Source organism: Streptomyces fumanus (genome assembly GCF_014655295.1).
Taxonomy (GTDB): domain Bacteria; phylum Actinomycetota; class Actinomycetes; order Streptomycetales; family Streptomycetaceae; genus Streptomyces; species Streptomyces fumanus.
In genome coordinates this window covers 60,935-86,154 of record NZ_BNBI01000014.1, presented here as the reverse complement: position 1 = coordinate 86,154, position 25,220 = coordinate 60,935, and the positions used below count along the sequence as shown (strand labels likewise).

Annotated in this window: 18 protein-coding genes; 8 read left to right on the top strand and 10 right to left on the bottom strand. The window is 75.5% G+C overall.

Annotated elements, in window-relative coordinates; genetic code table 11:
- Nucleotides 1–154 precede the first annotated feature (154 nt).
- Together IE316_RS28020 and IE316_RS28015 are read right to left on the bottom strand one after the other, a co-directional pair.
- Nucleotides 155–1,897: a pyruvate dehydrogenase gene (locus tag IE316_RS28020; protein WP_190207302.1), complete on the bottom strand. Its 1,743-nt coding sequence runs from the start codon at nt 1,895–1,897 to the stop codon at nt 155–157.
- A gap of 66 nt (nt 1,898–1,963) precedes the next feature.
- Complete coding sequence (locus IE316_RS28015; protein ID WP_190207301.1) at nt 1,964–3,376, bottom strand: protein phosphatase 2C domain-containing protein; 1,413 nt, start codon at nt 3,374–3,376, stop codon at nt 1,964–1,966.
- Between the two features lie 238 nt (nt 3,377–3,614).
- Here IE316_RS28015 and IE316_RS28010 point away from each other — a divergent pair, with 238 nt between their 5' ends.
- Together IE316_RS28010 and IE316_RS28005 are read left to right on the top strand one after the other, a co-directional pair.
- Nucleotides 3,615–4,598: a helix-turn-helix domain-containing protein gene (locus IE316_RS28010; RefSeq protein WP_190207300.1), complete on the top strand. Its 984-nt coding sequence runs from the start codon at nt 3,615–3,617 to the stop codon at nt 4,596–4,598.
- 232 nt (nt 4,599–4,830) lie between these two features.
- Complete coding sequence (locus IE316_RS28005; protein WP_190207299.1) at nt 4,831–5,313, top strand: DUF456 domain-containing protein; 483 nt, start codon at nt 4,831–4,833, stop codon at nt 5,311–5,313.
- Here the strand turns inward: IE316_RS28005 and IE316_RS28000 are convergent.
- From IE316_RS28000 to IE316_RS27975, 7 genes are all read right to left on the bottom strand, one after another.
- Nucleotides 5,239–5,808, bottom strand: a complete 570-nt coding sequence (locus tag IE316_RS28000) for a methylated-DNA--[protein]-cysteine S-methyltransferase (protein WP_190207298.1) — start codon at nt 5,806–5,808, stop codon at nt 5,239–5,241. The genes IE316_RS28005 and IE316_RS28000 overlap by 75 nt on opposite strands.
- Before the next feature lie 4 nt (nt 5,809–5,812).
- Nucleotides 5,813–7,231, bottom strand: a complete 1,419-nt coding sequence (locus tag IE316_RS27995) for a bifunctional transcriptional activator/DNA repair enzyme AdaA (RefSeq protein ID WP_190207297.1) — start codon at nt 7,229–7,231, stop codon at nt 5,813–5,815.
- 67 nt (nt 7,232–7,298) lie between these two features.
- Nucleotides 7,299–8,402 carry a ribosome small subunit-dependent GTPase A gene (gene rsgA, locus IE316_RS27990; protein WP_190207296.1) on the bottom strand — a complete coding sequence of 368 codons (1,104 nt, stop codon included), beginning with the start codon at nt 8,400–8,402 and terminating at the stop codon, nt 7,299–7,301.
- 271 nt (nt 8,403–8,673) lie between these two features.
- Complete coding sequence (locus IE316_RS27985) at nt 8,674–9,288, bottom strand: ester cyclase (protein ID WP_190207295.1); 615 nt, start codon at nt 9,286–9,288, stop codon at nt 8,674–8,676.
- A 58-nt stretch (nt 9,289–9,346) separates the two neighbouring features.
- Nucleotides 9,347–9,481 carry a hypothetical protein gene (locus tag IE316_RS36025; RefSeq protein ID WP_268257655.1) on the bottom strand — a complete coding sequence of 45 codons (135 nt, stop codon included), beginning with the start codon at nt 9,479–9,481 and terminating at the stop codon, nt 9,347–9,349.
- Nucleotides 9,482–9,715: 234 nt separating this feature from the next.
- On the bottom strand, nt 9,716–11,170 hold the full coding sequence (locus tag IE316_RS35670) for a hypothetical protein (RefSeq protein WP_229910583.1): 1,455 nt from the start codon (nt 11,168–11,170) through the stop codon (nt 9,716–9,718).
- A gap of 93 nt (nt 11,171–11,263) precedes the next feature.
- Nucleotides 11,264–14,278, bottom strand: coding sequence for a hypothetical protein (locus IE316_RS27975; RefSeq protein ID WP_190207294.1), 3,015 nt, complete (start codon nt 14,276–14,278; stop codon nt 11,264–11,266).
- A gap of 594 nt (nt 14,279–14,872) precedes the next feature.
- Between IE316_RS27975 and IE316_RS27970 the strand changes: the two genes are divergently transcribed.
- Entirely contained in the window at nt 14,873–16,087 is a 1,215-nt protein-coding gene (locus IE316_RS27970; RefSeq protein WP_229910582.1) for a S8 family serine peptidase, read from the top strand.
- A gap of 231 nt (nt 16,088–16,318) precedes the next feature.
- Here IE316_RS27970 and eccCa read toward each other — a convergent pair whose 3' ends face one another.
- Nucleotides 16,319–20,302, bottom strand: coding sequence for a type VII secretion protein EccCa (gene eccCa, locus IE316_RS27965; RefSeq protein WP_190207418.1), 3,984 nt, complete (start codon nt 20,300–20,302; stop codon nt 16,319–16,321).
- Between the two features lie 438 nt (nt 20,303–20,740).
- On the opposite strand from eccCa, the gene eccD reads away from it, so the two are divergent.
- The 5 genes from eccD to IE316_RS27940 all read left to right on the top strand — a co-directional run bounded on the left by eccD (nt 20,741) and on the right by IE316_RS27940 (nt 25,187).
- Complete coding sequence (gene eccD / locus IE316_RS27960) at nt 20,741–22,135, top strand: type VII secretion integral membrane protein EccD (protein WP_190207293.1); 1,395 nt, start codon at nt 20,741–20,743, stop codon at nt 22,133–22,135.
- Between the two features lie 19 nt (nt 22,136–22,154).
- On the top strand, nt 22,155–23,657 hold the full coding sequence (gene eccB, locus IE316_RS27955) for a type VII secretion protein EccB (protein WP_190207292.1): 1,503 nt from the start codon (nt 22,155–22,157) through the stop codon (nt 23,655–23,657).
- A gap of 272 nt (nt 23,658–23,929) precedes the next feature.
- Nucleotides 23,930–24,307: a hypothetical protein gene (locus IE316_RS27950; protein ID WP_190207291.1), complete on the top strand. Its 378-nt coding sequence runs from the start codon at nt 23,930–23,932 to the stop codon at nt 24,305–24,307.
- Between the two features lie 41 nt (nt 24,308–24,348).
- A complete protein-coding gene (locus IE316_RS27945; RefSeq protein WP_190207290.1) occupies nt 24,349–24,663 on the top strand; it encodes a WXG100 family type VII secretion target in 315 nt (104 codons plus the stop codon).
- An 80-nt stretch (nt 24,664–24,743) separates the two neighbouring features.
- Entirely contained in the window at nt 24,744–25,187 is a 444-nt protein-coding gene (locus tag IE316_RS27940) for a type VII secretion system-associated protein (protein ID WP_190207289.1), read from the top strand.
- Nucleotides 25,188–25,220: the final 33 nt, after the last annotated feature.

Genomic DNA, 25,220 nt, shown 5'->3' with positions numbered 1-25,220 from the left:
CGCCCGCGTGCCGCCGTCGTCGCCCTTCCCGTCGAACACGTTCACGAGCACCCATGCCCGGTGAGAGCCGAGGCACTCGGCCAGGTGTACGACGACTGCGCGTTCGGCCACCGGAATGGCCGAACCGCGTCGGCGGGCGGGCTTCCCGGGCGGCTCAGGGCCGGGGCACGTTGCGCAGGTTGGAGCGGGCCATCTGGAGCATCCGGCCGACCCCGCCGTCCAGGACGATCTTCGAGGCGGAGAGGGCGAACCCGGTCACCATCTCGGCGCTGATCTTCGGCGGGATGGAGAGCGCGTTGGGGTCGGTGACCACGTCCACCAGGGCCGGGCCCTTGTGCTTGAACGCGGCCTTCAGCGCGCCGGGCAGGTCCTTGGGTTTCTCCACCCGTACGCCGTAGGCGCCGCAGGCTTGCGCGACGGCGGCGAAGTCGGGGTTGGTGTTGGCGGTGCCGTGCGAGGGCAGCCCGGCGACCAGCATCTCCAGCTCGACCATGCCCAGCGAGGAGTTGTTGAACAGCACGATCTTCACCGGCAGGTCGTACTGGACCAGGGTGAGGAAGTCGCCCATCAGCATGCTGAAGCCGCCGTCCCCGGACATCGCCACCACCTGCCGCTTGCGGTCGGTGAACTGCGCGCCGATCGCCATGGGCAGCGCGTTGGCCATCGAGCCGTGCGAGAAGGAGCCGATGATCCGGCGCCGCCCGTTGGGCGTGAGGTAGCGGGCGGCCCAGACGTTGCACATCCCGGTGTCCACGGTGAACACCGCGTCGTCGTCGGCCATCTCGTCCAGGACGGCCGCCACGTACTCGGGGTGGATCGGGACGTGCTTCTCCACCTTGCGGGTGTACGCCTTGACCACGCCCTCCAGCGCGTCGGCGTGCTTCTTCAGCATCCGGTCCAGGAACTTGCGGCTCTTCTTCTCCTTCACCCGCGGGATCAGGCAGCGCAGCGTCTCCTTGGCGTCGCCCCACACCGCGAGGTCCAGCTTGGAGCGTCGGCCCAGGTGCTCGGGCCGCACGTCGACCTGGGCGATCTTGACGTCGTCGGGCAGGAAGGCGTTGTACGGGAAGTCGGTGCCGAGCAGGATCAGCAGGTCGCACTCGTGGGTGGCCTCGTAGGCGGCGCCGTAGCCGAGCAGTCCGCTCATGCCGACGTCGTAGGGGTTGTCGTACTGGATCCACTCCTTGCCGCGCAGGGCGTGGCCGACCGGGCTCTTGATCTTCCCGGCGAACTCCATCACCTCGGCGTGCGCGCCGGCCGTGCCGCTGCCGCAGAAGAGGGTGACCTTGTCGGCGTCGTCGATCAGCCGGACCAGCCGGTCGATCTCCTCGTCGCCGGGGCGGACCGTCGGCCGGGAGGTGACCAGGGCGGTCTCCGTGGCCTGCTCGGGGGCGGGCTGTCCGGCGATGTCGCCGGGCAGGGCGACGACGCTGACGCCGGAGCGGCCGACCGCGTGCTGGATGGCGGTGTCCAGCAGACGGGGCATCTGCTGGGGGCTGGAGATCAGCTCGCAGTAGTGGCTGCACTCGTTGAACAGGCGGTCGGGGTGGGTCTCCTGGAAGTAGCTCAGGCCGATCTCGCTGGACGGGATGTGCGAGGCGAGGGCCAGCACGGGCGCCATCGAACGGTGCGCGTCGTACAGGCCGTTGATGAGGTGGAGGTTGCCGGGGCCGCAGGAGCCCGCGCAGGCGGCGAGCCTGCCGGTGATCTGTGCCTCGGCGCCGGCGGCGAAGGCGGCGGTCTCCTCGTGGCGCACGTGCACCCAGTCGATGCCGGAGTGGCGGCGCACGGCGTCCACGACCGGGTTCAGGCTGTCGCCGACGACGCCGTAGAGGCGGCGGACGCCGGCGCGGACGAGGGTGTCGACGAACTGCTCGGCTACGTTCTGTTTGCCCATGGCGTGCGGGTGCCCCTTCGGTCCACTGGTGATCCCCCGGGTTCCATGGAGGCACAGCGGACGCCGTCACGCCTCCCACACGGCGGCGGCCGTACGGTCGTCGGCGTAACCCTTGACCCGGGTCCCGGTGTCGGCGAGGAACCCGGCGAGGCCGGGCGGGGTGCCGCCGGACCACCGTGCGGCCAGGTGCGCGCGCAGGTCGGCCTCGCCGCGCAGGGGGTCGGCCAGGCCCCGGGTGCACAGCAGCAGCACATCACCCGGGCGGGCGACGGAGGCCCGGAACCGGAAGGGCTCCCGGGGCGGGGCGGGGGGCTCGGAGCGGGGGCCGGGCGCGGTGGTGACGCCGAGGTCCAGGGTGAGCCGGTCGCCCTCGGGGGTCTCGGCCGGCGGGGAGCCGAAGCCGGCCACGGGGGCGCCGGACGCCTCGGCGGCGGGCGGTTCGATGTCCTGCCAGCTTCCGTCGCGCAGCCGGAACAGGCCGCCGGTGCCGGTGCCGAAGAAGACCCGGGTGCGGCAGTCCGGATCGGCGGGCAGCAGCAGACAGCGCACGGTGGCGGTGTACTCGTCCGGCGCCAGGCCCTGTTCGGCGGCGCCGGCGCGGAGCCGGCCGAGGCCGCGGTCGGTCAGACGGTGCAGGCCCGACTTCAGGTCGCCGCGGCGGGCGGCCCGCAGGTCGGCGACGAGGCGGGCGTGGCTGCGGCCGACGGACCGGCCGATCCACCGGCACAGCTCGGCGGCGGCGCGGTGGGCGCCGGGGGTGCCGCGGGCGCCGGTCGCCATCGCCACCAGCATCAGGGCCTGTTCGCCGGTGCCGAACCGGGCGGTCAGCAGGGCGTCGCGGCGCGGATCGCCCCGGAACCGGGCGGAGTCGCCGCGCACGGAGGCGGCGCGCAGGGTGCTCGGGCCCGTCCGGGCCCCCTCCAGCACGGTGTCCGGCACGAGATCGCCGAGCGCCTCGGGGTCGGCGGCGGGCAGCACGGTGGGCTCCGCCTCGTAGGTGGGCGGCCCGGAGCCCACGTAGTCCCGCGGGTCGGGCGGCGGGGCGGGGGGCGCGGCGTCCGGCGCGGTCCCCGCCGGGGGCTCGGGCGCCGGGGGGTCGGCTGCCGGGCGGGGCGGGTCCGGGACGGGGGGCGCGGTCGGGAAGGTCACGGGGCCGGTGTCCGCGGCGGTCGGCGGTTCCCAGGGTGCGCGCCACGCGGACCGCCGCCCGGCCGGGTCGAACCCGAACCGCCCGGGGTCGGGCGGCGCCGGGGCGGGTCCCGTCCCGGCGCGGCGGGGCGCGGGGACACCGGGCGGTGCCGGCGGGGCGGCGGACGGGCCCGGGCCGCCGGGGGCGTCCACCGTGCCGGCGGCCGACGCGAAGCGGTCGTCCAGGGAATCGGGTGCTGCCGTGGGCCCGGTGTCGTCGGCGGCGGCGTCGTACAACTGCCGCCACCAGTCGTCCTCGTGGCCCCTGGGACGTGCTCCCTGCTGGCTCATGCCCCCAATTGTCCACCGCGCGGGCCGCGGCGAAACGGGGCGAGGGGAAAAACCGGGCGCGGCCCGGCGGCCGCCGGGCGGTCCCGCCCCCACGGGAGAACCGTCCGGCGCCGACGAGCCCGCCCTTGGCGGAGCGCGGGCGCCCCCGGCGATGATGTGCCGAGGCGGGTTCGCGCCGTGGCCGTTTCCCGCCATGGACGCGGACCCGGGGCCGGGGTCCAGGGAGGGGCGACGTCTGATGCTGGGTGTGCTGGGGCTGGAGGAGCCGCACGAGTCGGCGTACCGGGCGCTGGTGTCGGTGGGCGCCGCCGAGGTGCCCGATCTGGCCCGGAAGCTGTCGCTGGGCGAGCGGGACACCGAGCGGGCCTTGCGCAGGCTGGAGCAGACCGGTCTCGCGGCGCAGTCCTCGGCGCGGCCGGGCCGCTGGGTGGCGGCGCCGCCCGGGGTGGCGCTGGGCGCGCTGCTGGCCCGGCAGCGGCACGAGCTGGAGCGGGCCGAGCTGGCCGCCGCGCTGCTGGCCGAGGAGTACCGGGCGGCGGCGGCCGAGCCCGCGGTGCACGACCTGGTCGAGGTGGTGACCGGCGCGGCGGCGGTCGCCCAGCGCCTCCTCCAGTTGCGGTGGGGCGCCGCCGAGGAGGTGTGCGCGCTGGTCACCGGCCATCCGGTCGCCGTCACCGGCATGCAGAGCGACGCCGAGGAGCAGGCCGCCGGGCGCGGGGTCCGCCACCGGGTGGTGGTCGAGCGGGCCGTGCTGGACCGGCCGGACGGCATCACGGAACTGACCTCCGCCCTCGGCCGGGACGAGCAGGTCCGGGTGGTGGACCGGGTGCCGACCGAGCTGGTGGTCGCCGACGGCACCCTCGCGCTGGTGCCGCTGACCGCGCGGGCCGCCGAGCCCGCCGCGCTGGTCGTGCACACCAGCGGCCTGCTGGAGCTGCTGACCGCCCTGTTCGAGAAGGTGTGGCGGGAGGGGCTGCCGCTGCGACTGGGGACGGCCGGGGTGAGCGAGCAGCGCCCCCAGGAACCCGACGCCACCGACCTGGAGGTCCTCTCCCTGCTGCTGGCCGGGCTCACCGACGCGAGCGTGGCCAAACAGCTCGACCTGGGCCTGAGGACCGTGCAGCGGCGGGTGAAGCGGCTGATGGAACTGACCGGGGTGACCACCCGGCTGCAACTGGGCTGGCACGCCTACGAGCGCGGCTGGGTGGCCCGGGAACGCTGATCCGCGCACCGGGCCGGACGGCGGCAAGCGGAAGGGACGGGAGCGCTGATCTGCGCACCGCGCCGGACGGCGGCAAACCGAAAGGACGGGAACGCTGATCCGCGCACCGCGCCGGACGGCGGCAAACCGAAAGGACGGGAACGCTGATCCGCGCACCGCGCCGGACGACGGCAAACCGAAAGGACGGGAGCGCTGATCTGCGCGCCCGGCCGGACGGCGGCAAGCTGGAGGGATGGGAGCGCTGGACCTCCTGCTGGCCGGCCTGGTGGTGCTGCTCGGGCTGTGCGGCGTCCTGCTGCCCGGGGTGCCGGGGGCCTGGCTGGTGTGGGCGGCGGTGCTGTGGTGGGCGCTGACGGACACCCGGCCGGCCGCCTGGGCGGTGCTGGTCGGCGCCACCGTGGTCCTGCTGCTCTCCCGGGCGGTCCGCTGGGCGCTGCCGGCCCGGCGCCGGGGCGCCCCCGGCCCCGACGGCAGACTGCTGGCGTACGGGGGCGGCGGCGCCCTGCTGGGTTTCGTGCTGCTCCCGGTGATCGGCGCGGTCCCGGGGTTCCTGGGCGGGATCTACCTGGCCGAGCGGCTGCGGCTGGGCCGGCACGGGGCGGCGGTGGCGGCGGTGCGCACGGCGATGCGCTCGGGCGGCTCAGGCGTGCTGACGGAGCTGTTCGCCTGTCTGCTGATCGCCGGGGCCTGGCTGGGTGCCGTCCTCGCCGGGTGACGCGGGCGGCAGGACGCCCTCCAGGGTGAGCAGCCGCAGCTTGCGGGGCAGCCCGCCCGCGTATCCGGTCAGCGAGCCGTCGGCGCCGATCACCCGGTGGCAGGGGCGCAGGATCAGCAGCGGGTTGGCGCCGATCGCCCCGCCGACCGCGCGGACGGCGGCCCGGGGGGCGCCGATCCGGGCGGCGATCTCGCCGTAGGTGGTGGTGGTGCCGTACGGCACGGCGTCGAGGGCGTCCCAGACCCGGGTGCGGAAGGCGGTGCCCTCGGCGCGCAGCGGCAGCCGGAACTCGACGGGCTCCCCGGCGAAGTAGGCGGCGAGCTGCTCGGCCGCCGCCCGGAAGGGGCCGGGGTCGGCCCGCCAGTCGCCCTGGACGGTCCGGCCGCCCTTCTGGCCGGGCACGGACAGCGAGGTCAGCGCCCCGTCCGGGTCGGCGGTCAGCAGCAGCGGGCCGACGGGGGCGGCCAGTTCGGTCCAGTAGGTGCGGGTGGACATGCGGTTACTCCAACTCCCCTGCTGCGCGCAGGTGGTTCAGGGCGTACGAGCGCCAGGGGCGCCAGGTGCCGGGTAGGTCGGTGCCGGGCGGGGCGGCGTCCGGGTCGCCGAGGGCGCGGGTGCGGACGGCGGCGACGGTGGCCGGGGCCAGGCCGAGGGCGAGCAGGGCGTGCTCGGCGTCGTCCCGGTCGGCGCCCGCGTCCAGGCGTACGGCGCCGTCGGCGAGGGCGGCGGCGAGGGCGCCGAGCCGGCCGCCGGGCTCGGCCCCGGCGAGCACGGCCGGTTCGGGGAACAGGTGGGTGAGGGCGCCGCAGGGCGCGTCGAGGCGCTTGCCGTACCGCTGGACCAGTTCCGCGGCGCGGGCGCGGCCCACCAGGGCGCGGACGGCGAGTTCCTCCGGGTCGGCGGCGCCGGGCGAGCGCAGGCCGGGGCGGGCGGCGACGAGCGGGGCGAGCCGGGGGTCGGCGCCGAGGCGTTCGTCGACGGCGTACGGGTCGGCGTCCAGGTCGAACAGGCGGCGCAGCCGCTGCACGGCGGTGGTCAGGTCGCGCAGGTCGGTGAGGTGCAGCCGGGCCTCCAGCCAGCCGCCGCCGCCGGTCCGGGGGGCGCCGCCGCGCTCCTCGACGGCGGCGATGCCGGTGCCGTAGGGCAGGCGGAGGGTGCGGCGGTAGACGCGGCGGCCGGGCGGGCCGGTCACCTCCTCGACGCCCGCGACGGCCTCCTGCTGGAGCAGGTCGAAGACGGGTCCGGCCTGGTAGGGGCCGCGGTGGGCGAGGCGCAGCGGGATGCCGGCGGCCGGGGTGGCCCGGTCGCGGACCGGGGCGGCGGCGCGCAGCGCGGTCGGGGTGGCCGCGTAGACCGCGCGGACGGTGTCGTTGAACTGGCGGACCGAGGCGAACCCGGACGCGAAGGCGATCTCGGTGACCGGCAGCGCGGTGGTCTGGAGCAGCACCCGGGCGGTGTGCGCCCGCTGGGCGCGGGCGAGGGCGACCGGTCCGGCGCCCAGTTCGGCGGTGAGCTGGCGCTGCACCTGGCGGGCGCTGTAGCCGAGCCGGGCGGCGAGCCCGGCGACGCCCTCGCGGTCCACGACGCCGTCGCCGATCAGCCGCATGGCGCGGCCCACCACGTCGGCGCGGGCGTTCCAGTCCGCCGAGCCGGGCACGGCGTCCGGGCGGCACCGCCGGCAGGCGCGGAAGCCCGCGCCCTGCGCGGCGGCGGCCGTCGGGAAGAACCGCACGTTGTGCCGCTTGGGCGTGCGGGCGGGGCAGCTCGGCCGGCAGTAGATGCCGGTGGTCTCGACGGCGAAGAAGAACACGCCGTCGAACCGGCCGTCCCGGCTCCGCACGGCCTCGTACCTGCTGTCGTCGTCCCGCGCGGAGTCCGTCGCGGGGCGGGTCCCCGGGGTTCTCGTCCTGTCCTTCACATCGTCCAGTGTCCGCCGGTCCCGGGGCCGGGACCGGCGGAAATCGGACGTGGCGGCCGAGGGCGGGTCAGCGGTGGCGGCCCCGCTTCATCTCCATGGCCGCCCGGCCCTCGGCGCCCCGGCGCTTCCACTCCTTGCGCAGCTCCGCGCGGAGCCGGGCGTCGGTGCGGGCGACGATGCGCTGGTTCTCCCGCAGCAGCTTGCGGTAGCTCTCCAGCCGCCGCTGGGGCAGCTCGCCGGAGTCCACGGCGGCCAGCACCGCGCAGCCCGGTTCGCGCTCGTGGGCGCAGTCGTGGAACCGGCAGTCCCCGGCCAGCTCCTCGATCTCGGCGAAGACCTGGCCGACGCCGCCGCCAGCGTCCCACAGGCCGACGCCCCGCAGCCCGGGGGTGTCGATGAGCACTCCCCCGCCGGGCAGGGCGAGCAGGTTGCGGGTGGTGGTGGTGTGCCGTCCCTTGCCGTCCACGTCACGAATGGCCTGGACGTCCATCACCTCCTCGCCGAGCAGGGCGTTGGCGAGGGTGGACTTGCCGGCGCCGGACTGGCCGAGCAGCACCGCGGTGCCGCCCGCGACGACCGCCGCGAGGACGTCCAGGCCCTCCCCGTGGGTGGCGCTGACGGTGAGCACCGGCACGCCGGGCGCGCTGGTCTCCACGTCCCGCACGAGGTGCCCCAGCGTCACCGGGTCGGGCACCAGGTCGGCCTTGGTGAGCACCACCAGGGGCTGGGCCCCGGACTCCCAGGCCAGCGCCAGGAACCGTTCGACGCGGGCCAGGTCCAGTTCGGCGGCGAGGGAGACGGCGACCACGGCGTGGTCGACGTTGGCGGCGAGGATCTGCCCCTCGGACCGCTGGGAGGAGGTGGACCGCACGAAGGCGGTGCGGCGCGGCAGGTAGGTCCGCACGTAGCGCGGGCTGCCGGCGGGGTCGACGGCGACCCAGTCGCCGGTGCAGACGACGCGCAGCGGGTCGGGCGGGGTGACGAACGCGGTGTCGGCGCGGCACACGCCGTCGGCGGTGATCACGTCGCACTGGCCCCGGTCGACCCGGATCACCCGGCCGGGCACCAGCCCTTGGGCGGCGTACGGGGCGAACGCGTCGGCCCAGGCGGTGTCCCAGCCGTGGGCGGTCAGTACGGAGGAAGCGGTGGAGGAGGTGGCGGGGTGAGTCAAGGGGTGACCCTTCGAAGGGGCGGCCCCGGCGCGCGCGGACGCGCTGGTGTCGTCAGCCGGTGGCCACGGAGGTGGACTGAGGGAACTTCCGGATGCGGGCAGCGCCCATCGCAACGACAGCCATCGGTCAACACCTCCAAGATCACGCACAGCGGACAGCGGCGGCACGCAGCGGCCGCGAGAACGGACATGAGCGTAGCCACCCGTGCCGACGGCCGCGAGTGATTTTCGCGGACCGGACCGGAGCTGCGGCCCCGGTCCGTGTGCCGGTTCAGGCGACGCCGAGCTGGGACAACAGGGTCTGGTTGTCCTCGATGTGCCAGTCCTCGACGATCTGCCGGGCGCCGGCGTGCTGGATGTCGATGGCGTTGAAGTCGACCGTCTGGCCCTTGCCCCGGACACCGTTGTAGATGCCGGTGAAGTGGCCGCGGAAGACCAGCCGGGCAGTGATCTTGTCTCCGGTGACCAGCAGATCGGCCAGCTCGCAGGTCAGGTCGGGTACGGCGGCGCGGAAGGCAGCCGAGGCGAACAGGGGGCCGGTGGGCCCCTGCGGACGGCCGGGCGGCAGGGTGTTGTCCCGGAAGTCCGGGCTGACGGCCAGGTCGAGGTACTTCTTCTCACCGGTGTTCCAGAAGGTGTACAACTGCTGGGCCAGCCGTACTTCGAGGGCCGCACGGCGCTGCCCGATCGAGCGGTCCACGGTGAGCGCCTCGGGCCGGACCAGGTCCGGGGAGGTGTCGACCAGCTTCCACGGCCAGGCATGCCCGCCCGTCTGCTGCTGGTGCTGATTGCCGGCGACGGACGGCTGCGCGACCACCACGGTGCCGGCGGCGGCGCAGGCGGCCACGGCGGCCGCGACGATGGCACGGATCGGCTTGCGGGTCATGGAGGAGACTTCCTTTCGGTGGATCCATCGGGGTTCGGACCGGGACGGGTCCGGCTCGTCAGGCCGTAGCAGGCCGGGGCGAGTGGGCGGGCGGGCCGCGGCGGAGCCGGACCAGCGGCGCGCCGGTCCGCTGCCGGTCGGCGGGCGGGCGGTTCAGCAGCGGCCCGGCCATCAGTACAGCCCGGTCGGCCATGCCTGCGCTTCTGTCGAATGACTCAATGCGCCGGGCCCTTTGACGCGGCCTCAGCCCAGTGCCGCCGCGAACGACGGTCCGCCTCACCAGCCGGGTCAGAGGAAGGTCCCGTCCTCGATTCGGCCCTCCAGCGCCTCCCAGTCGGCCGCTCTCATGTCGCTTCCTCCTGACGGCTGTGGCCCGCCCGGCCGGTGGCTCCAGCCGGGCGGGGACGACGACGGGGTGTCCCCGGGGTCAGTGCTGGGTACCGGCCGCCCACAGGACGGCACCGCCGGCGGACACGATGGTGACGTTGCCGTCGGCCTGGATCACCAACTGCGCACCGGCGTTGCCGGCGGTCCCGGAGGACCACGCGGTGGTGTTGTCCTTCGCGTAGACGACGAGGTGGCCGTCGTCCTGGAAGACGGCCCGGTTGCCGGTGCCGGCCGTGTGCGACGACCAGCGGACCGTGCCGTTCTCGTCGGTGACGACCAGGTCGCCGTCGGTCCGCATGGTGAGCTTCATGCGGTCCGACGCGATGCTCTCGCCCGGGCCGAGGACCGTGGTGGCGGTCACCACGCGGGTCCCCCAGGCGCGCTTGGCGGTGGTCGTCGTGGCCGCGGCCTTGACGGGCGTCGCCGTCTTCGCGGGCGTGGCGGCGGCCTTCACGGGGGTCGCGGACTTGGCCGGAGCGGTGGTGGTCCTGGCCGCGGCCGTGGTCACGTGGGAGTCGTCCGCCGCCTCGGAGGTGCCGGAGACCGCGCCGGCCGCGGTGCGCGCGGCCGCTGCCCGGACCGGGGACCTGTCGGCGTCCCGCTTCACCGGCGCGGGGGTGTGCGCGGGGGTGTGCGCGGGGGTGTGCGTCTTCTTCCCTTCGGTACCGGCGGCCGTGCCGCCGCCGTCGGCGGTGGGACGCCCGACGGCGGACCCGCCGGACGGCGGGCGGAGCGGGCCGGGGGTGTGGCCGGCCCGGTCGTCCTGCTGCCGCGAGGCGGACCGGACGGACCGGGGTCCGTGCTCGGTGCCCGTTCCGGTCTTCGGGCCGGCCGCGTCCGCCGCCGTCGGCGCACGGTCCGGGGCCGCCGAAGGGGCCGGCTGCGGGACGACGGGGCCGGCGGTGCCCTGCGCGGGGTCCTGCAGGGGCTCGACGGCGGGGCCTGTGTCGGTGACCGTTCCCGGGCCGTCACCGTCCTGGGCGTCGGAGGCGACGGGCACCGGCCTGCCGAGGCCCTCGTACTGGGTCCTGCCGCCGTGGTGGGTCAGCAGCGGTACGGAGGCCAGCACGGCGCCGGCGACGGCCGCGGCCATCAGCAGCGGCTTGCCCGACCTGTGGGCTGCGGACGCGGTCCGGCCGGGCCGCTGCGCACCACCGCGGCTGCGCGGCGCGGTCACCCCGCGTACGCCGTCGGCGGCCGGGCCGTCCGCCTCCTCGTGGGCGGGCGCCTCAGGCACCGGCGGCCCGGCCGGGGGTTCCACGGACCGGCGCCGGGCGGCGGGGCCGGCGAGCGGCGACGACGCCGGGACGGTTGTTTCCGGCGCGGACGCCGGGACGGCCGAGGTCCGGTCCGAAGCGGCCGCCGCGCGGAACGGGCCGGTCCCACCGTCCTCGGACGGCAGGGCCACGGCACGGCGGATACGGCGCGGTCCCGGTGCCGCCCCGGCCGCCGGGGCCGGTCCGGCGCCGGAGGACGCCGCTGGGGTCGATGACATCCGTGCTCCTTGGGTTGGGAGGGTCAGGGGCACCCGTGCCTCCCGGGCACACATAAGGAAGTGGCCGGGAAGGGACGGGAGTTCACGCGTGGTTCACGGGGTCGCCCGGCCGGGAGAGGGGTCGGCCATGATCCCGAGGAGGCCCTGCCTGCCGGCCGGCCAGAGGGCGCCGTCCACCGGTTCGGCGGGCCGGTCGGCCAGCGCGCGCAGCCGCTCCAGGACGGAGAGGTCCGAGGCGTCGAGCATCCCGGGGACGCCCGGGGGGCTGCCGACGGGCACCTCCCGGAGCAGGACGACGCTCGCCTCGCCGCGTTCGCGCACCTCCAGCACCCGGAACCGGCTGCCCGGTCCGAACACGACGTCCGCCGGGCCGGCGCCGCCGGGCCCCGCCGGGTGGGCGGCCCGGCGGCCGGTCGACGACCAGATGAGGTAGTGGTCGTCGGGCAGGCCGGGGTACCAGGGGTCGACGCCCTGGGTGACGACCGGTGTCGCCGCGCCGACTTCTTCGCCGGGCAGCAACGTCAGCGTCGCCTCGTCGAACACTCCGGCCGTCAGCACGGCAGCGCCCCGGAACGACGGCAGTCTGCCCAGGCCGGAGGCGAGACAGCCGAGGTAGGCCAACGTACCGGGGTCCCGGTGGGCCAGCCCCGTGGCCAGCTCTCGTTCGCCCGGACGGCCGGAGCCGAGGTACGCGTACAGGGCGGCGAGGTCGGCGGCCGGATCGCCGTCCTGCGCACCGGCCGTGCGCAGTCCGGGCAGCGCGGTGAGCACCCGGTGCGCGGCGCTGCTGTGCCGTTCCCAGTCAGGGCCCAGATGGGCCCGCAGCATCTGCCGTTCGGACGCGCTGCTGCGGTGGTCGGGAAGGACGGGCACGTAGGTCACCTCGTGCAGAACGGCTCGGTCCGGGTGCGGAGCGGTCGCCCCGGACGGGGGTGCCGGGGGCGGGTCCTGCGGCGCCGTATCGCCCGGCTCCTGGGCACGGGCCCGCTCCCCCGCCGGCCGCGCTGCCGACGGGGTCCCCGTCACGTCCGGGCCGGTAAAGGTGTGCGGGGGCGCGAGGGGTTCGGGTCCCGACGGCACGGGGGAAGGGAGTCCGGTGAGGGGCGTCGCCTCGCGGCCGGGGGGTGGGACGGGTACCGGTTCGGTGCCGTCCGGCAGGGTCCACGGGGCGGAATCGGCACCCGAGCGCACACCGCCGGACGAGGCCCAGGGACCGGCGCCGGGAACCGGTTCCGCACCACCCGGCGGGTCCCACGGGCCGCCGGCAGGCTCCGGACGCGCACCTTCCGACGAAGCCCACGGGCCGGGGGCCGGCTCCGGTTCCGCACCACCCGGCGGGTCCCACGGGCCGGGAGCAGGCCGAGTGCCCTCGCTGTCGGGGACGGCGGCGCCGAACGCGGCGGGCTCCGGCGAGGCCGGGACGGAGGGTGCGGGCGTACCGCCGGCCGGCCGGGGAGGGGAGGAGCCCTCCGCGGCGGCGGACGCCGCCCTGGCTTCGGGACCGCCCTCCCGGCCCGGACGGTGACCGGCGGGCCGGTCCGCCGTACCGGGGATCTGCGCGTGGACCGCCCACGGAGCCACCGGGTGCCCGGCGGACGAGCCGGCGGCCGGAGGTTCCGGCACCGGGCCCGGGGCGGGCGCCGGCTCCGTCGCCGGGGAGTAATCGGCCGGTCCCGCGCCACCCGTCGTGGTGACGTACTGCACGGGCGGGGCGATCGGCGCCGCCTGGGACGGAGGTGCCGGCTCGGTGACCGGTGCGGCCGCAGCGGGCGGCGCGGCCCGCCTCGCGAGGGGGGAGGGCAGCACCGGAGCCGGCGCCTGCGGTGCGCCCGTGCGCCGGCCGCGCGGTGCCAGCACCATGCCGTGCCGCACGGCCAGCCGGCGCAGCGCCCGCAGGCCGGCGGCGCCCGTGTTGCCGTGCACCTGGATCACAGCGCGCTCGCGCACGTCGTCCTCCAGTGCCTCGAAGAAGGGTTCCAGCGCGTCCCACAGGGAGTCGTCCACGGCACGGCCCGGAACGCCCAGTTCGATGGTGACCGCGTCCCCGGCGGCCGATCGGGCGGTGCGGGGCGGGTGGTCCTCGTGGCGTCCCACCCAGATCCCGGACCAGGTCGACGTCGTCTGCCAGCGGTCGTCCAGGAGGAAGACACCGGGCCGGGCGCCCTTCCCGAGTCCGGGGACGGGCGGACGCCAGCCGTCCACCGTCGGCTCCGGTGCCGTCTGCCCGGCCGGCGCCGGGAGACAGGTGACGCTCTCCACGTACGGCTCCCAGGCCGGGGCGCCGTCCGGTCCGACGATGACCGTACGGGCCCTGGCGTCCGGCGGGTCCTCCTCCAGCAGGACGGGGAGGCCGCTGGCGACGCGCACGTCCAGGCCCAGTACGTCGGCCGTCTCCTGCCCGAGGGCCAGCAGATCGCGTCCGTCCGCGGGCGCCAGCGTCACCGCCTGCCGGGCCGGTCGGGGCATGGCCGCCAGGATGTCGGCCACGGCGTCGGCGGGGATGTCGGGGCCGCCCCCCGCGTCGACCAGCACGAGGGGCCGGGCGGGGTCGACCGGGACGGCGAAGCCCAGTGCGTCCGCGTCCTCGGCGGGCGCCTTCGCCGGACGGATCAGAAGGCCGGCCGGTACCTGCCGTACGACGTGATCCCCGGCCACGTCGGAGGGGACCCGGGACAGGTGCCGCTCCCACCCGGGCGGGGGCAGCCGGGCGCCGAGCCGGCGCGGCACCGCCCCGGGCGCGAAGTGCCACCAGCCGCCCTGGGCGCCCTCGTCGTCGGGTGAGAACAGGGTGCCGCCGGGGACCACGAGGGCCCGTCCGCTCGGTGCGATCACCTCCAGGCCCCAGTCCTCGCACAACCGCCGGGCCGGTGACGGCTCCTCGGCGCGGTCGACGGCGCCCCGGGACATCACCAGCCGCAGCCCGCCGACGCCTCGGGCGCGCAGGCCGCCCACCAGGGGAGCCAGCAGATGCGCGAAGTCGTCGAGTTCCCCGTCCCCCGGGACGGCCGCCACCAGGACGGTGGCCCGTCCGGCGGGTTCGTCGCGCAGTGTCACGGCGGCTTCCAGCAGCGCGGCGGGAGGAGCGTCCCCGTCGTGTACCAGGTGCACGCCCTCCACGGTGCTCACCGTGGGGCCGGGGGCTCCGCCGGCCGCCGCTCCGGGGTGCCGGTCGTCCTGCCTGCGCGCGGCTCGGCGGATCATCACGCGGCCCGTGCCGTCGGGCACCACGCGGTCGCCGGCGCGGGGCATCGCCGCGGGCGGCCTGGGCGCGGCCGTGACACCCGGCCGTCTGAAACGATCATGCTCGGCTCCACTCGCCTTCATCCGCCGTTGTTGTGACGTGTCCGCGGGTGGTCTCGTCCGCGTCCGCGGACGGCGCCGGGCGGAGACACCCCGACCGGCCCTGCCACCGGAACACGGTCCGGCCGACGCTTCCACGCGAACACACGTGTGTGGAGCAACCTAACAGGTATCCATCCGTCAACCGGAAAGGAGGAGAAGGTCTTTGCCGAAACGACATGCGGGCTTCGCCCGCGAGGACAGTCACATGTGGGCCATCGAGGGAGAGCGACACGTGTGCCTGGAGCACCGCTACGATGCGGGAGCTGCGCGTACCTGTTCCCGGCACCGGCCGGACCGACGTGCGAGCCCGGTGGACCATCCCGGCCCGGCCCGTTCCAGACGCAGCCGACGGAGGAGACAGTGACCCGTGGAATCCCTGCCAGGGCGCGGCTGCCGCACGTCAGCGGTGCGGTGGCCCTCGCCCTCGTTCTCATCGGGGGCGCGGCCCCACTCGCCGGGGCGGCCGCCCCCTCGCCCGCTCCGTCGTCGTCCGCGCTGCAACTGCCCGTGCTGCCCTCGGGGCCGGACGCCGGCTCGGGCAACTGCGCGGGTGACTCGCCGACAGTGATGCGGCAGGTGCCGTGGGCGCAGGGCGTCCTGGGCCTGAGCCGGGCGGCGGTGTACGGCGACGGTGCCGGGGTGACCGTGGGCGTGGTCGGCACCGGGGTGTCCGCGAAGGCCGGGACCCTGTCCGGGAGGGTGACGGCCGCGCCGGGGGCGGACTCCGACTGTGTGGGGCTCGGCACCTTCATGGCCGGCCTCGTGGCGGCGGCGCCCCGCGACGGTGCGGCGTTCACCGGGGTGGCGCCCGGAGCACGGATCTACGCGGCGCGCGGCACCGACGAGACGGGGGCCGCGGACGCCGCGCTCGTCGCCCGCGGCATCACGGCAGCCGTCGACGCCGGTTGCCGGGTCGTCGTGGTGGGGGCGGCGCTGCCGTCGAAGACGCCCGCGCTGGCCGCCGCCGTACGGCACGCCGCCGAGCGCGACGTGCTGCTCGTGGCGCCCGCAGTGCCGGACGCGTCCGTGACGGCGGACGGCACGTCCTCGGCGCCGGCCGGCTACTGGCCGGCGGCGGCGCCCACGGTGCTCTCGGTGGCGGACTTCGGTCCCGACGGTTCGCGGGCGACGCGTGCCCCGCTGCCCCCGGGCGTGGATCTGGCGGCACCGGGCGACCAACTGACCGGTATCGGGCCGCGAGGCACGGGCCACTATCTGGCCAGCGGGGCGTCGCTCGCCGCCGCCTACACGGCGGGGGCCGCCGCACTGGTGCGGGCCCATCGTCCGGAGCTGAGCGCCGCGCAGACCAAGGACCGGCTGGAACGCACCGGTTATCCCGGTGCCCCGCCCCGCCTCGACCTCAACGGCGCGCTCACCGGGGTCCTGGACACCCGGCGACCGTCGCAGACCGCTCCGGCCCCGCCCCTGCGTGTGCCGGAGGCCGCCGGGGACGGCGGCGCGGCCGCTGACCGGGCCGCCCTGCTGGCCGGTGGCGGCGTCGCCCTGCTGACCTCCTTGGCCGCGGCGGCAGCCGTGCGGCGCCGGGTCCGCGCCAAGGCACCGGACGGTTCCTGAGCGACGCGCGTCCTGCCGGCGGAGGCGTCGGACGCCGTCCGTCACGTACGCGGGGCGAGGTCGCCGGTGTGGCACCCCGGGTCTGTCGCGTGGCCGGCTGCCGGGGGAACCGGGGACCCGGCAGCCTCGCCGCGGTGCGGCTGGGGACGCCCACGTGCGTGCGCGGTCTCCGGGCCGCTCATTCACCGCACGCGGGGGACGGGGCCTGCCCGGCGCCGAGCCTCCGGCGGGTCAGGGCGTGTCCGGGACCTCCGGGTCCACGTGCTCCACCAGCGCGGTCTGGATCTGCGTGGTCCGGCGGCGCGTCACGTACAGTGCGCGGCCCGGGGGCAGCACCCGCGGTTTGACGCCGAAGACACTGCCCTCCGACGGCGGGCACGACAGCAGCAGGCCCGGGGTGTTGGCCTCCAGCATCCGGCGCACCAGCGGGTCGCCCTGGCCGCGCATGGCGTTGGCGGCCGACCGGGCGACGATCACGTGCAGGCCGACCTCGTAGCCGAGGGGCAGGTGGTCGAGCAGCGCTTCCAGAGGCGTCTGCATCGACTGGGCCACCAGGTCGTAGTCGTCGACGAGGACGAACAGCCTAGGCCCCGTCCACCAGTCCGCCCGCCGCATCCGCGTCGGCGAGATGTCCGCGCCGGGCATCCGCTCGGCCAGTCCCCGGCCGATGCCGGCGGCGTGCTGGCGCAGTTGCTCCTGGGTGACGGCGTGGCCGAGCCGGTGGGTCTCCGGGACCGCTTCCACGAGCCGGCGGCGGTAGTCCACGACGAGGATCCTCGCCTCGGCGGGGGTGAAGGTGCGGGCGATGTGGCCGGCCATCAGCCGCAGGACGTTGGTCTTGCCGGTCTCGTTGTCGCCGAAGGTGACCAGGTGCGGGGTCTCGGAGAAGTCGTGCCAGGCGGTGCCCAGTTCGGTTTCCTCCACGCCCAGCGGGAAGCGCAGCCGCCGGTCTTCCGCGATCGGCGGCAGGTCGCGGGCGGCCAGGCGGGTCGGCAGCATCCGCACCGGTGGGGCCGGAGGCCCGGTCCAGCCCTCGGCGACCGCGGCGACCAGGTCGGCGACGCCTTCGGCCAAGCCGTCCGCGCCCTGCACGCCGTCGATCCTGGGCAGCGCGGCGAGGTAGTGCAGCTTGCTCTCGACCGTCAGACCGCGGCCCGGCTGGCGCGGCACGCCTGCGGCGCGCCGGATGTCCACCACGGAGTCCATGTGGTCGCCCATCCGCAATTCCAGCTTGGTCCCGGCCTGGTCGCGCACCGCGGTGGGCAGCTCGACCCAGCGGGAGGTGGTGGTGATCAGGTGGATGCCGTAGTTGAGGCCCCGGGCGGCCAGTTGACCCAGTACGGGGATGTCGTCCTGGAAGTCCTGCCGGACGGTGGACCAGCCGTCGACGACCAGGAAGACGTCCCCGTGCGCCTCCTCGGGGAACTCGCCGGCCGCCAGGCGCCGACGCAGGGTCGCCATCGAGTCGATGCCGTGCTCCAGGAACATCCGCTCCCGGCGGGCCAGCAGCGAGGTCATCTCGGCCAGAGTGCGGCCCACCCGTTCGGTCTCCAGGCGGCCCGCGACCGAACCGACGTGCGGCAGCCCGGCCAGGCCGGCCAGCGTGCCGCCGCCGAAGTCGAGACAGTAGAACTGCACTTCGCGTGGCGTGTGGGTGAGCGCCAGGGACGCGATAAGGGTGCGGACCAGGGTGGACTTGCCGCTCTGCGGCCCGCCGGCGATCCCGACGTGGCCGCCCGCGCCCGACAGGTCCACGGTGAGCAGGTCACGCTTCTGCTCGAAGGGCTGGTCGACGACGCCCACGGGGACGGTGAGCGTGCCCCGCCGCGGGGAGTCGGCCGTGGTCAGGCCGAGCGCCGGGTCGGGGAAGAGCGGGGGGAGCAAGACGTCCAGGGACGGCGGTTCGGCCAGGGGTGGCAGCCACACCTGGTGGGCGGGCGGCCCGGAGTCGCGGAGCCGGTCCACGGCGACGGACAGCAGCGAGGGGGCGTCCTCGTCGTCCGGGGCGGCGGGGTCGGGGACGTCGGGAACGGGGGCGCGCTCGGCGACTCGTTCCCCGGTCCAGGCCATCACCTGGCCGGCCACCTGGGCCTGGGCCAGTGCCCCGGTCCGCTTGCGGTAGGCACCGGAGACGTAGGCGGCCCGGAAACGGGTCAGCGGCTCGACGCCGCTCTTGAGGAAGCCGGCGCCGGGCTGCGAGGGAAGCTCGTAGGCGTCGGGCACGCCGAGGACGCCGCGACTCTCCATGGCGGAGAAGGTGCGCAGGCCGATGCGGTAGGACAGGTGGCTCTCCAACTGGTGCATGCGGCCCTCGTCCAGGCGCTGCGAGGCGAGGAGCAGGTGGACGCCGAGCGAGCGGCCGAGGCGGCCGATCATGACGAACAGCTCCATGAACTCCCGGTGGGCGGAGAGCAGTTCACTGAACTCGTCGACCACGACGAAGAGCGAGGGCAGCGGGGCGAGCGGGGTGCCGGCGGCCCGCGCCTTCTCGTAGTCCAGCGCGGAGGCGTAGTTGCCGGCGGCGCGGAGCAGTTCCTGGCGCCGGATCAGCTCGCCGTGCAGGGCGTCCTGCATGCGGGAGACGAGCGCGGCCTCCTCCGCCAGGTTGGTGATCACCGCGGAGGTGTGCGGGAGCCGGTCGAGCCCGAGGAAGGTCGCACCGCCCTTGAAGTCGACCAGGACGAAGTTGAGGGTTTCGGAGGAGTGGCTGAGCGCCAGGGCGAGGACGAGGGTGCGCAGCAGTTCGCTCTTGCCGGAGCCGGTGGCGCCGATGAGCATGCCGTGCGGTCCCGTCCCGCCTTCCGCGGACTCCTTGATGTCCAGTTCGACGGGCTGCCCGTCGGCGCCCACGGCGATGGGCACGCGCAGTCGCCGGGCGGCCGAGGCGCCGCGGCGCTCCCAGTACGCCACGGGATCGTGCCGGTTGAGGTCGGGGATGCCGAGCAGCGTGGTCAGTTCCACGTCCGTGACCAGTGGCTGCGCCGCCTCCGCGGTGACGCCCGTGCGCATCGGGGCGAGCAGCGCCGCCAGGGCGCGGGCGGCGGCGGGGCCGAGGCGGTCGGGCCGGCCCAGGGAGGTGAGCGACTCCTTGCGGTCACGGTCGGTGCGGACCAGCCGCAGTTCCCCCTCCTCGGTGCGCAGCCGCAGCGTGGTCCGGCCGGGCCGCCAGGGCAGTTCGCCCGACACGTCCAGCACGACGGCGTTGCGGATGCCCTGGCGGGCCATCCGGTGCCCGGCCGGCACCTGTCCGCCGTCGACCACGACCACCGTGTACGGCTCGTCCGCGCCGGCGGTGGCGCCCGCCTCGTACGGGGGGCGGTCGACGAAGTCCTCGCCGAGCGCCGCCTCCAGTTCCCCGGCGGTCGGGGCGAAGAGCCGTACCGGTCCGGCGCCGTCCGTCTCGCGGGGGTGGTGGGTGTGCGGCAGCCACTTCGCCCAGTCCCACTGCGGGAGCCGGTCCGTCGCGACGCAGAAGGCGATCGTCAGGTCCTGCGGTGAATGCGCGGTGGCCAGTTGCGCGAGTGCCGCCCGGACGCTGTCCAGGACGTCCTCGCGCGTGCCTCGCAGCAGCACCCGCGCCCAGGCCGGCAGGAACAGGGCGATGGGCTGGTCGGGGACGGTGGAGTAGGCGTTGACGAAGGCCCGCAGGGCATGGGCGGTCAGCGGGTCGAGGTCCTCCACCGGTTTGCTCGCGGTGGTGGTCAGGTGCAGGCCCAGGCGCTGGTCGCCGACGGCGACGCGCACCTCGCCGAAGTCGGGGTCGGACGGGCGGCGCTCCCACAGCCGGGTACCGCGTGCCATGGCCCACAGGGCGGTGGGCCTGGGGTGACGCCAGGCCAGGGCCCGCTGCTGCTCCGCGACGGCGGACCTGACCTTGCGCCGGACGCCGCCGAGGTAGCGCAGGTAGTCGCGGCGGGCGCCCTTGAGGCGCCGCCTGCGCTCGGCTCCGCCGCGCAGCACCTGGCCCAGGAGCATGACGACCATCGCCACCGCCATCACGCCGACCACCACGTAGGTCATGGGATGGGACTGCTGGCCGGGGCGCACGTAGAGCAGCACCATGGCGCCCGACATCATCGCCATGGGCAGGTACGTCAGCATGCTCGACGCGCTGTCGGGGACCTCCTCGGACAGCACCGGCGGTTCCTGGAGGGCGAGTTCCCCCTCGGGCATCTCGGGGCCCCGCCGCCGGGCGGGTCTGCGGAAGTGAACCACGCTCAAGAGAGGTCTCCTTCGGGCTGTGCGGATGCCCCAGGCACCACATGTGACACGACGGGCACACCTGATGTGCAGGGCGCGGCCGCGAGGTGTCGAAACCTCAGGCGGCGTCCGGCCCGGGGGCGGTGTGGGGGTCCGGGCTCGGCAGGGTGACACCTGTGAGACTATCGGGCACCACCGGGCTCTCCAAGCGGGGACCATCGCGGGCGGTGGCACACGTGTTGACTCCTGGCCGTCTCGCGCCGGTGCCCGTCCGGTGCCGTGGAGCGGTCGGCCTGTGCCCCGGAGAGCTTGGTGGAGACCGGCGCCGCGAGGAACGCGGGGTGCCGTCAGGGGCGGCTCCGGGCGCGCCGAGCCGTCGTCCGCCGCGACCGGTCCGTACCGTCCGACCCGTTCACACGTCATGACGCATTGCCGAGAAGGTGTGGAACACCCATGAGCGAAGCCTCCGTCGCGGGACTGTGCCGCGTGACGATACGTGCCCCGGAGAAGGTGCTCGACCTGGCCGTCCCGGAGGACATTCCGCTGGCCGATCTGCTGCCCGTCATCGTCTCCCAGGCCGAGGAGCAGGCCGAGGAGGCTCCGGAACGCGGCGACTGGGTCCTCCAGCGCATCGGGGCCGAGCCCTTCGACCCGGAGAGCACCCCGGCCTCCCTCGGCCTGCGCGACGGCGAAGTGCTGTTGCTGCGCCCGGAGTCCGGGGCGCTGCCACCGGTGCGCTTCGACAATCTGGTGGACGCCGTCTCCAGCACGGTCCGGGGCCTGCCGCACGGCTGGTCCCCGGCGGTCAGCCGCTGGACCCTGCGGGCGATGACGGGCGCGGTGCTGGCGGTGTGCCTGGCCGTCCTCGCGCTGCCCGGTGACACCGTCTCCCGGGCGTCCCTGGCCGCCGGGGCCGCGCTGCTGGCCCTCGCCGGTGCCGGGGCGGCGTCCCGGGCGCTGGACGACCGGCCCGGCGGGGTGCTGCTGGGCCTGGCCGCCGCCGCCTTCCTCGGCCTGGCCGGCGTCCTGGTGGTGGGTGATCCATGGGCCGCGGGGCGCGGTCCCGTACAGGGCGGGGCGGAGCTGCTGGCGGGCTGCGCGGCCGCCGGGACGGGGGCCGCGCTGGCACTGTCGGTGGTGTCCGCGTACGGTGCCGTGTTCGCCGCGGTCGGTGTGGTGTGTGCCGCCGGGGCCGTCGGCGGGCTGCTGATGCTCGGCCTCGACGTGCCGTTCTCCGCCGCCGCGGGCGGAGTCGCGGTGGTGGTCGTGGTCTTCGGGGCGTTCGTTCCCCGGCTCGCCTTCTTCCTGTCGGGACTGCGGCTGCCGCCGCTGCCGACCACGCCCGAGCAGCTCCAGGAGGGCATCGAGCCGCACACCGGCGAGGAGGTCGCCGCGCAGGCCGCCGCCACCGACCGCTGGATGAGCGGCCTGTACGGCGGCGCGGGCGCGGTCTGCGCGCTCTGCCTGGCCGGACTGGCCCGCAGGCCGGAGACGCCGCAGCTCGTCACCGGCGGGCTGCTGGCGCTGCTGCTGTTCCTGCACGGCCGGGAACTCGGCACGTCCTGGCAGCGGCTGGCCCTGTTCGTGCCCGCGCTCGGCGGGCCGCTCGCCGCCGCGGCGGTGCTCGCCGGGCACGGCGGCGGCCGAGCCCGGCTGCTGACCGCCGCCGTACTGCTGGCGGTGGCCGTGCTGCTGGCCCTCATCTGCTGGAACGTGCCCGGACGCCGTGTCCTGCCGCACTGGGGCCGGGCCGGCGACCTGCTCCAGTCGGCCGTCGCGTTCGCTCTGGTTCCGGTGGTCCTCTGGTCGCTGGGCGTCTACCAGATGCTGCGCTCGGCCAACGGCTGACGAGCGGAGGGATACCGACATGCAGAACCGGCGCGACCAGGTCCAGGCCCACCGCTTCGTCGTCACCCGACTGACCAGCGGGCTCCTGCGGGCCGACCCCGACATCCCCGAACCGCCGACCCGGCGCACCGACCGGGCCGTGCTGGTGGGCACCGTCTTCTCGATCGTGCTGTGCGTGGGCTTCCTCGTCTACGGGCTGATCAGCCCCGGCGGAGCCACCGGCTGGCGCGACGGCCGCACCCTGGTCGTCGACAAGGGCACGGGCACCCGCTACCTCTTCGACGGCGAACGCCTGCGGCCGGTGCGCAACTACGCCTCCGCCCGGCTGCTGGTGGGCGAGGGCCTCGTCACCGACACGGTCGCCTCCGCCTCGCTGCGGGGGACCCCGCACGGCGACCCGGTGGGCATCCCCGGGGCACCCGACGACCTGCCGGACGCCGGCGGGCCGACCGCGTGGCAGGTGTGCGCGGGAACGGTCCCCGCCGACTCCAGTGGCCGCCGCGGCCGTACGACTCTGGTGGTGGACTCCCGGCTGCGCGGCGGCACGCTGCCGGGCAAGGGCGTCCTGGTCGGCGCCGAGGACGGCACCCTGTACCTGGTGACGGACGGACGGCGGCACCGGCTGCCGCAGGGCCGGACCGCGGCGACGGCGCTCGGTTTCGGCTCGGTGACCCCCCTGCCCGTGTCGGCGGCCTTCCTCGACGCGGTGCCGGCCGGCGCCGACCTCGCCCCGCCGTCGGTGACCGGCCTGGGCGGCGCGGGACCCGACCTGGACGGTACGGCGACCCGCACCGGACAGGTCTTCGTCACCCGCGCCCCCGGCTCCGCCCAGCAGTACTACCTGCTGCTGCGCTCGGGTCTGGTGCCCGTCACCACCACCCAGGCCGCCCTCGCCCTCGCCGCTCCCGCGACGCGGGAGAAGGCGTACGGGGGGAAGGTCCCGCAGGCCCTGGCCCTCTCCTCGGGGGCACCGGACCAGGCCCTGTCGCCCAGGGACGCGGGCGGTGAGGCGGCCGCCGCCGAGCGCGAGGGCGCCGCGCTGCCCCGGACGCCACCCGGGCCGCTGTCCCTCGCCGACGACACCGACCTCTGCGTCCGCCTCGCGCCACGCGGCGAGCGGGGGACCGCGGTGAGCCTGGAGACGGTGGCGGCCACCGAGGTCGCCGCCGGCGCCTCGGCGCCGGGGGAGGCGACGGCCGCACCCTGTCTGGCCGTGGACGCGATCGCGGTCCCGGTCTCGGGCGGTGGCCTGGTGCGCGCGCTGAGCAGTACGGGCACCGTGCTCGGCGACACCACCTACGTCGTGGCCGACACCGGCCGCAAGTACCGGGTGGCGTCGGAGGAGGCCGCCACGGCCCTCGGTTACGACCTGGCGGACGCCCGCAAGCTGCCGGCCGCCCTGCTGGACATGCTGCCCACCGGCCCCGACCTGTCGCCCGAGGCGGCGACCGCGGGCGAGGCCGCCGTCGCCGGGGCGGCGCGGTGCGGGTCCCGGCCCGGCGCCGGAACTGACGACTCGTGACATGTGTCACCGGTCGACGGATACACACGTGTGAGTTCACCTGGTCACACGCTTTCTTCACCCCAGGTACGGCAGGGTGTGCGGGACTTGGCTTGTAGTGCGGTGGAGACGAGGTCTAGGATCCTGCTGCATGGCTCGACTGACACACACGTGTGTATGGTCGGACCCGCATCCGACGCGGGCCGTGCGCGCACCGGCGTGACTCCCCCTCGCGACCGCGCCACGGCAGCGTGGCCCCCCGGCTCACCGCACCAGCGGAAGGTATGGACACGATGAGCACTCCCGCGGACACCGGACAGCAGCAGCATTCGTCCACCGCCACCTACGACCAGGCCATCAGCCTCCTGGAGGGGGCCAGGTCGTCCCTGACCGCCATCCAGGACCAGGTCAGGACGGCGAAGCAGACCCTCCAGGTCCACTACCAGGGCCCCGACGGCCACGCCTACGCCAACGTGATGCAGACCTGGCTGGACGAGGTCAACCGCATCAAGAGCACCTGCGCGGCGATGGAGAACCAGCTCGGTATCAGCATGCAGTCCGCCAACAACGTCCAGGCGGGTGCCATGCAGGCGGTCGTCGACTCGGGCGGCAACCTCACCGGGTTCGGCTCCTCGATCGAGAACGACACCTACAACGTCATGCAGGGCTGACCCGGCGGACCGTACCGCCCCCGACGACAACAGGAGACCCCATGGGCGCCGCCGAAGACGGCATCTACATCGACCACGGCCAGGCCACGACCTTCGCCGCGGAGATGGCCGAACAGACCATGCAGATCAGGAAGGTCATCACCAACCTGGAGGACCAGCTCCGGCCCATCGTGGCCACCTGGCTGGGTCCGGACAAGACCGTCTACATGACGAAGGTCCAGCCGACGTGGGAGGCGGAGGTCCAGGCCCTCTCCACCATCCTCGCGCGGCACGCCGAGACCCTGGACACCGTCCGGGACATGTACAAGAAGACGGTGTACCAGAACGCCGAAGGCTTCGAAGCGATCAGGTTCTGACACACCGTCGGTACGGCGGTCCGCCACCCCTCGTCCCTCGCCGGGGAGCCCCGGTTCCCCGGCGGTCCTGAAGGAACACCATGGCTGATCTGACGAAGCTGGACGCCCCCGCCCTCCGCGCCTTCGTGGACGAGGAGGTCCAGCCGTTCAAGGACGACATCGTCCGGCTGCGCACCTCCACCGACGAGACGGGGCAGTCGCTGTACGACATGGCCAACTCCCCGGCCGGCCCCTTCGTCATCGGCGGCTTGTCCGGTGACGGAGACACCTCCGGCAAGAACCTGGTCACCCACACCACACAGGCCGCGGCGGCGATCGACACGGTGCTCAACCGCCACTCCAGTGCCTTCGACGACCTGAAGGCCAACCTGCTGGAGGTGATCGAGTCCATGCTCAAGACCCAGGGGGAGAGTCTGGAACAGGTGGAGGGGCAGAAGTTCCTCACCGCGATCCGTGAGTACGACGGGACCATGACCGGCCAGCAGGGCGGCGGTTACCCCTCGTCCGCCACCTCGACGTACTGACGTCCGTCCGCACACCTCACGATCCTCGTCCGC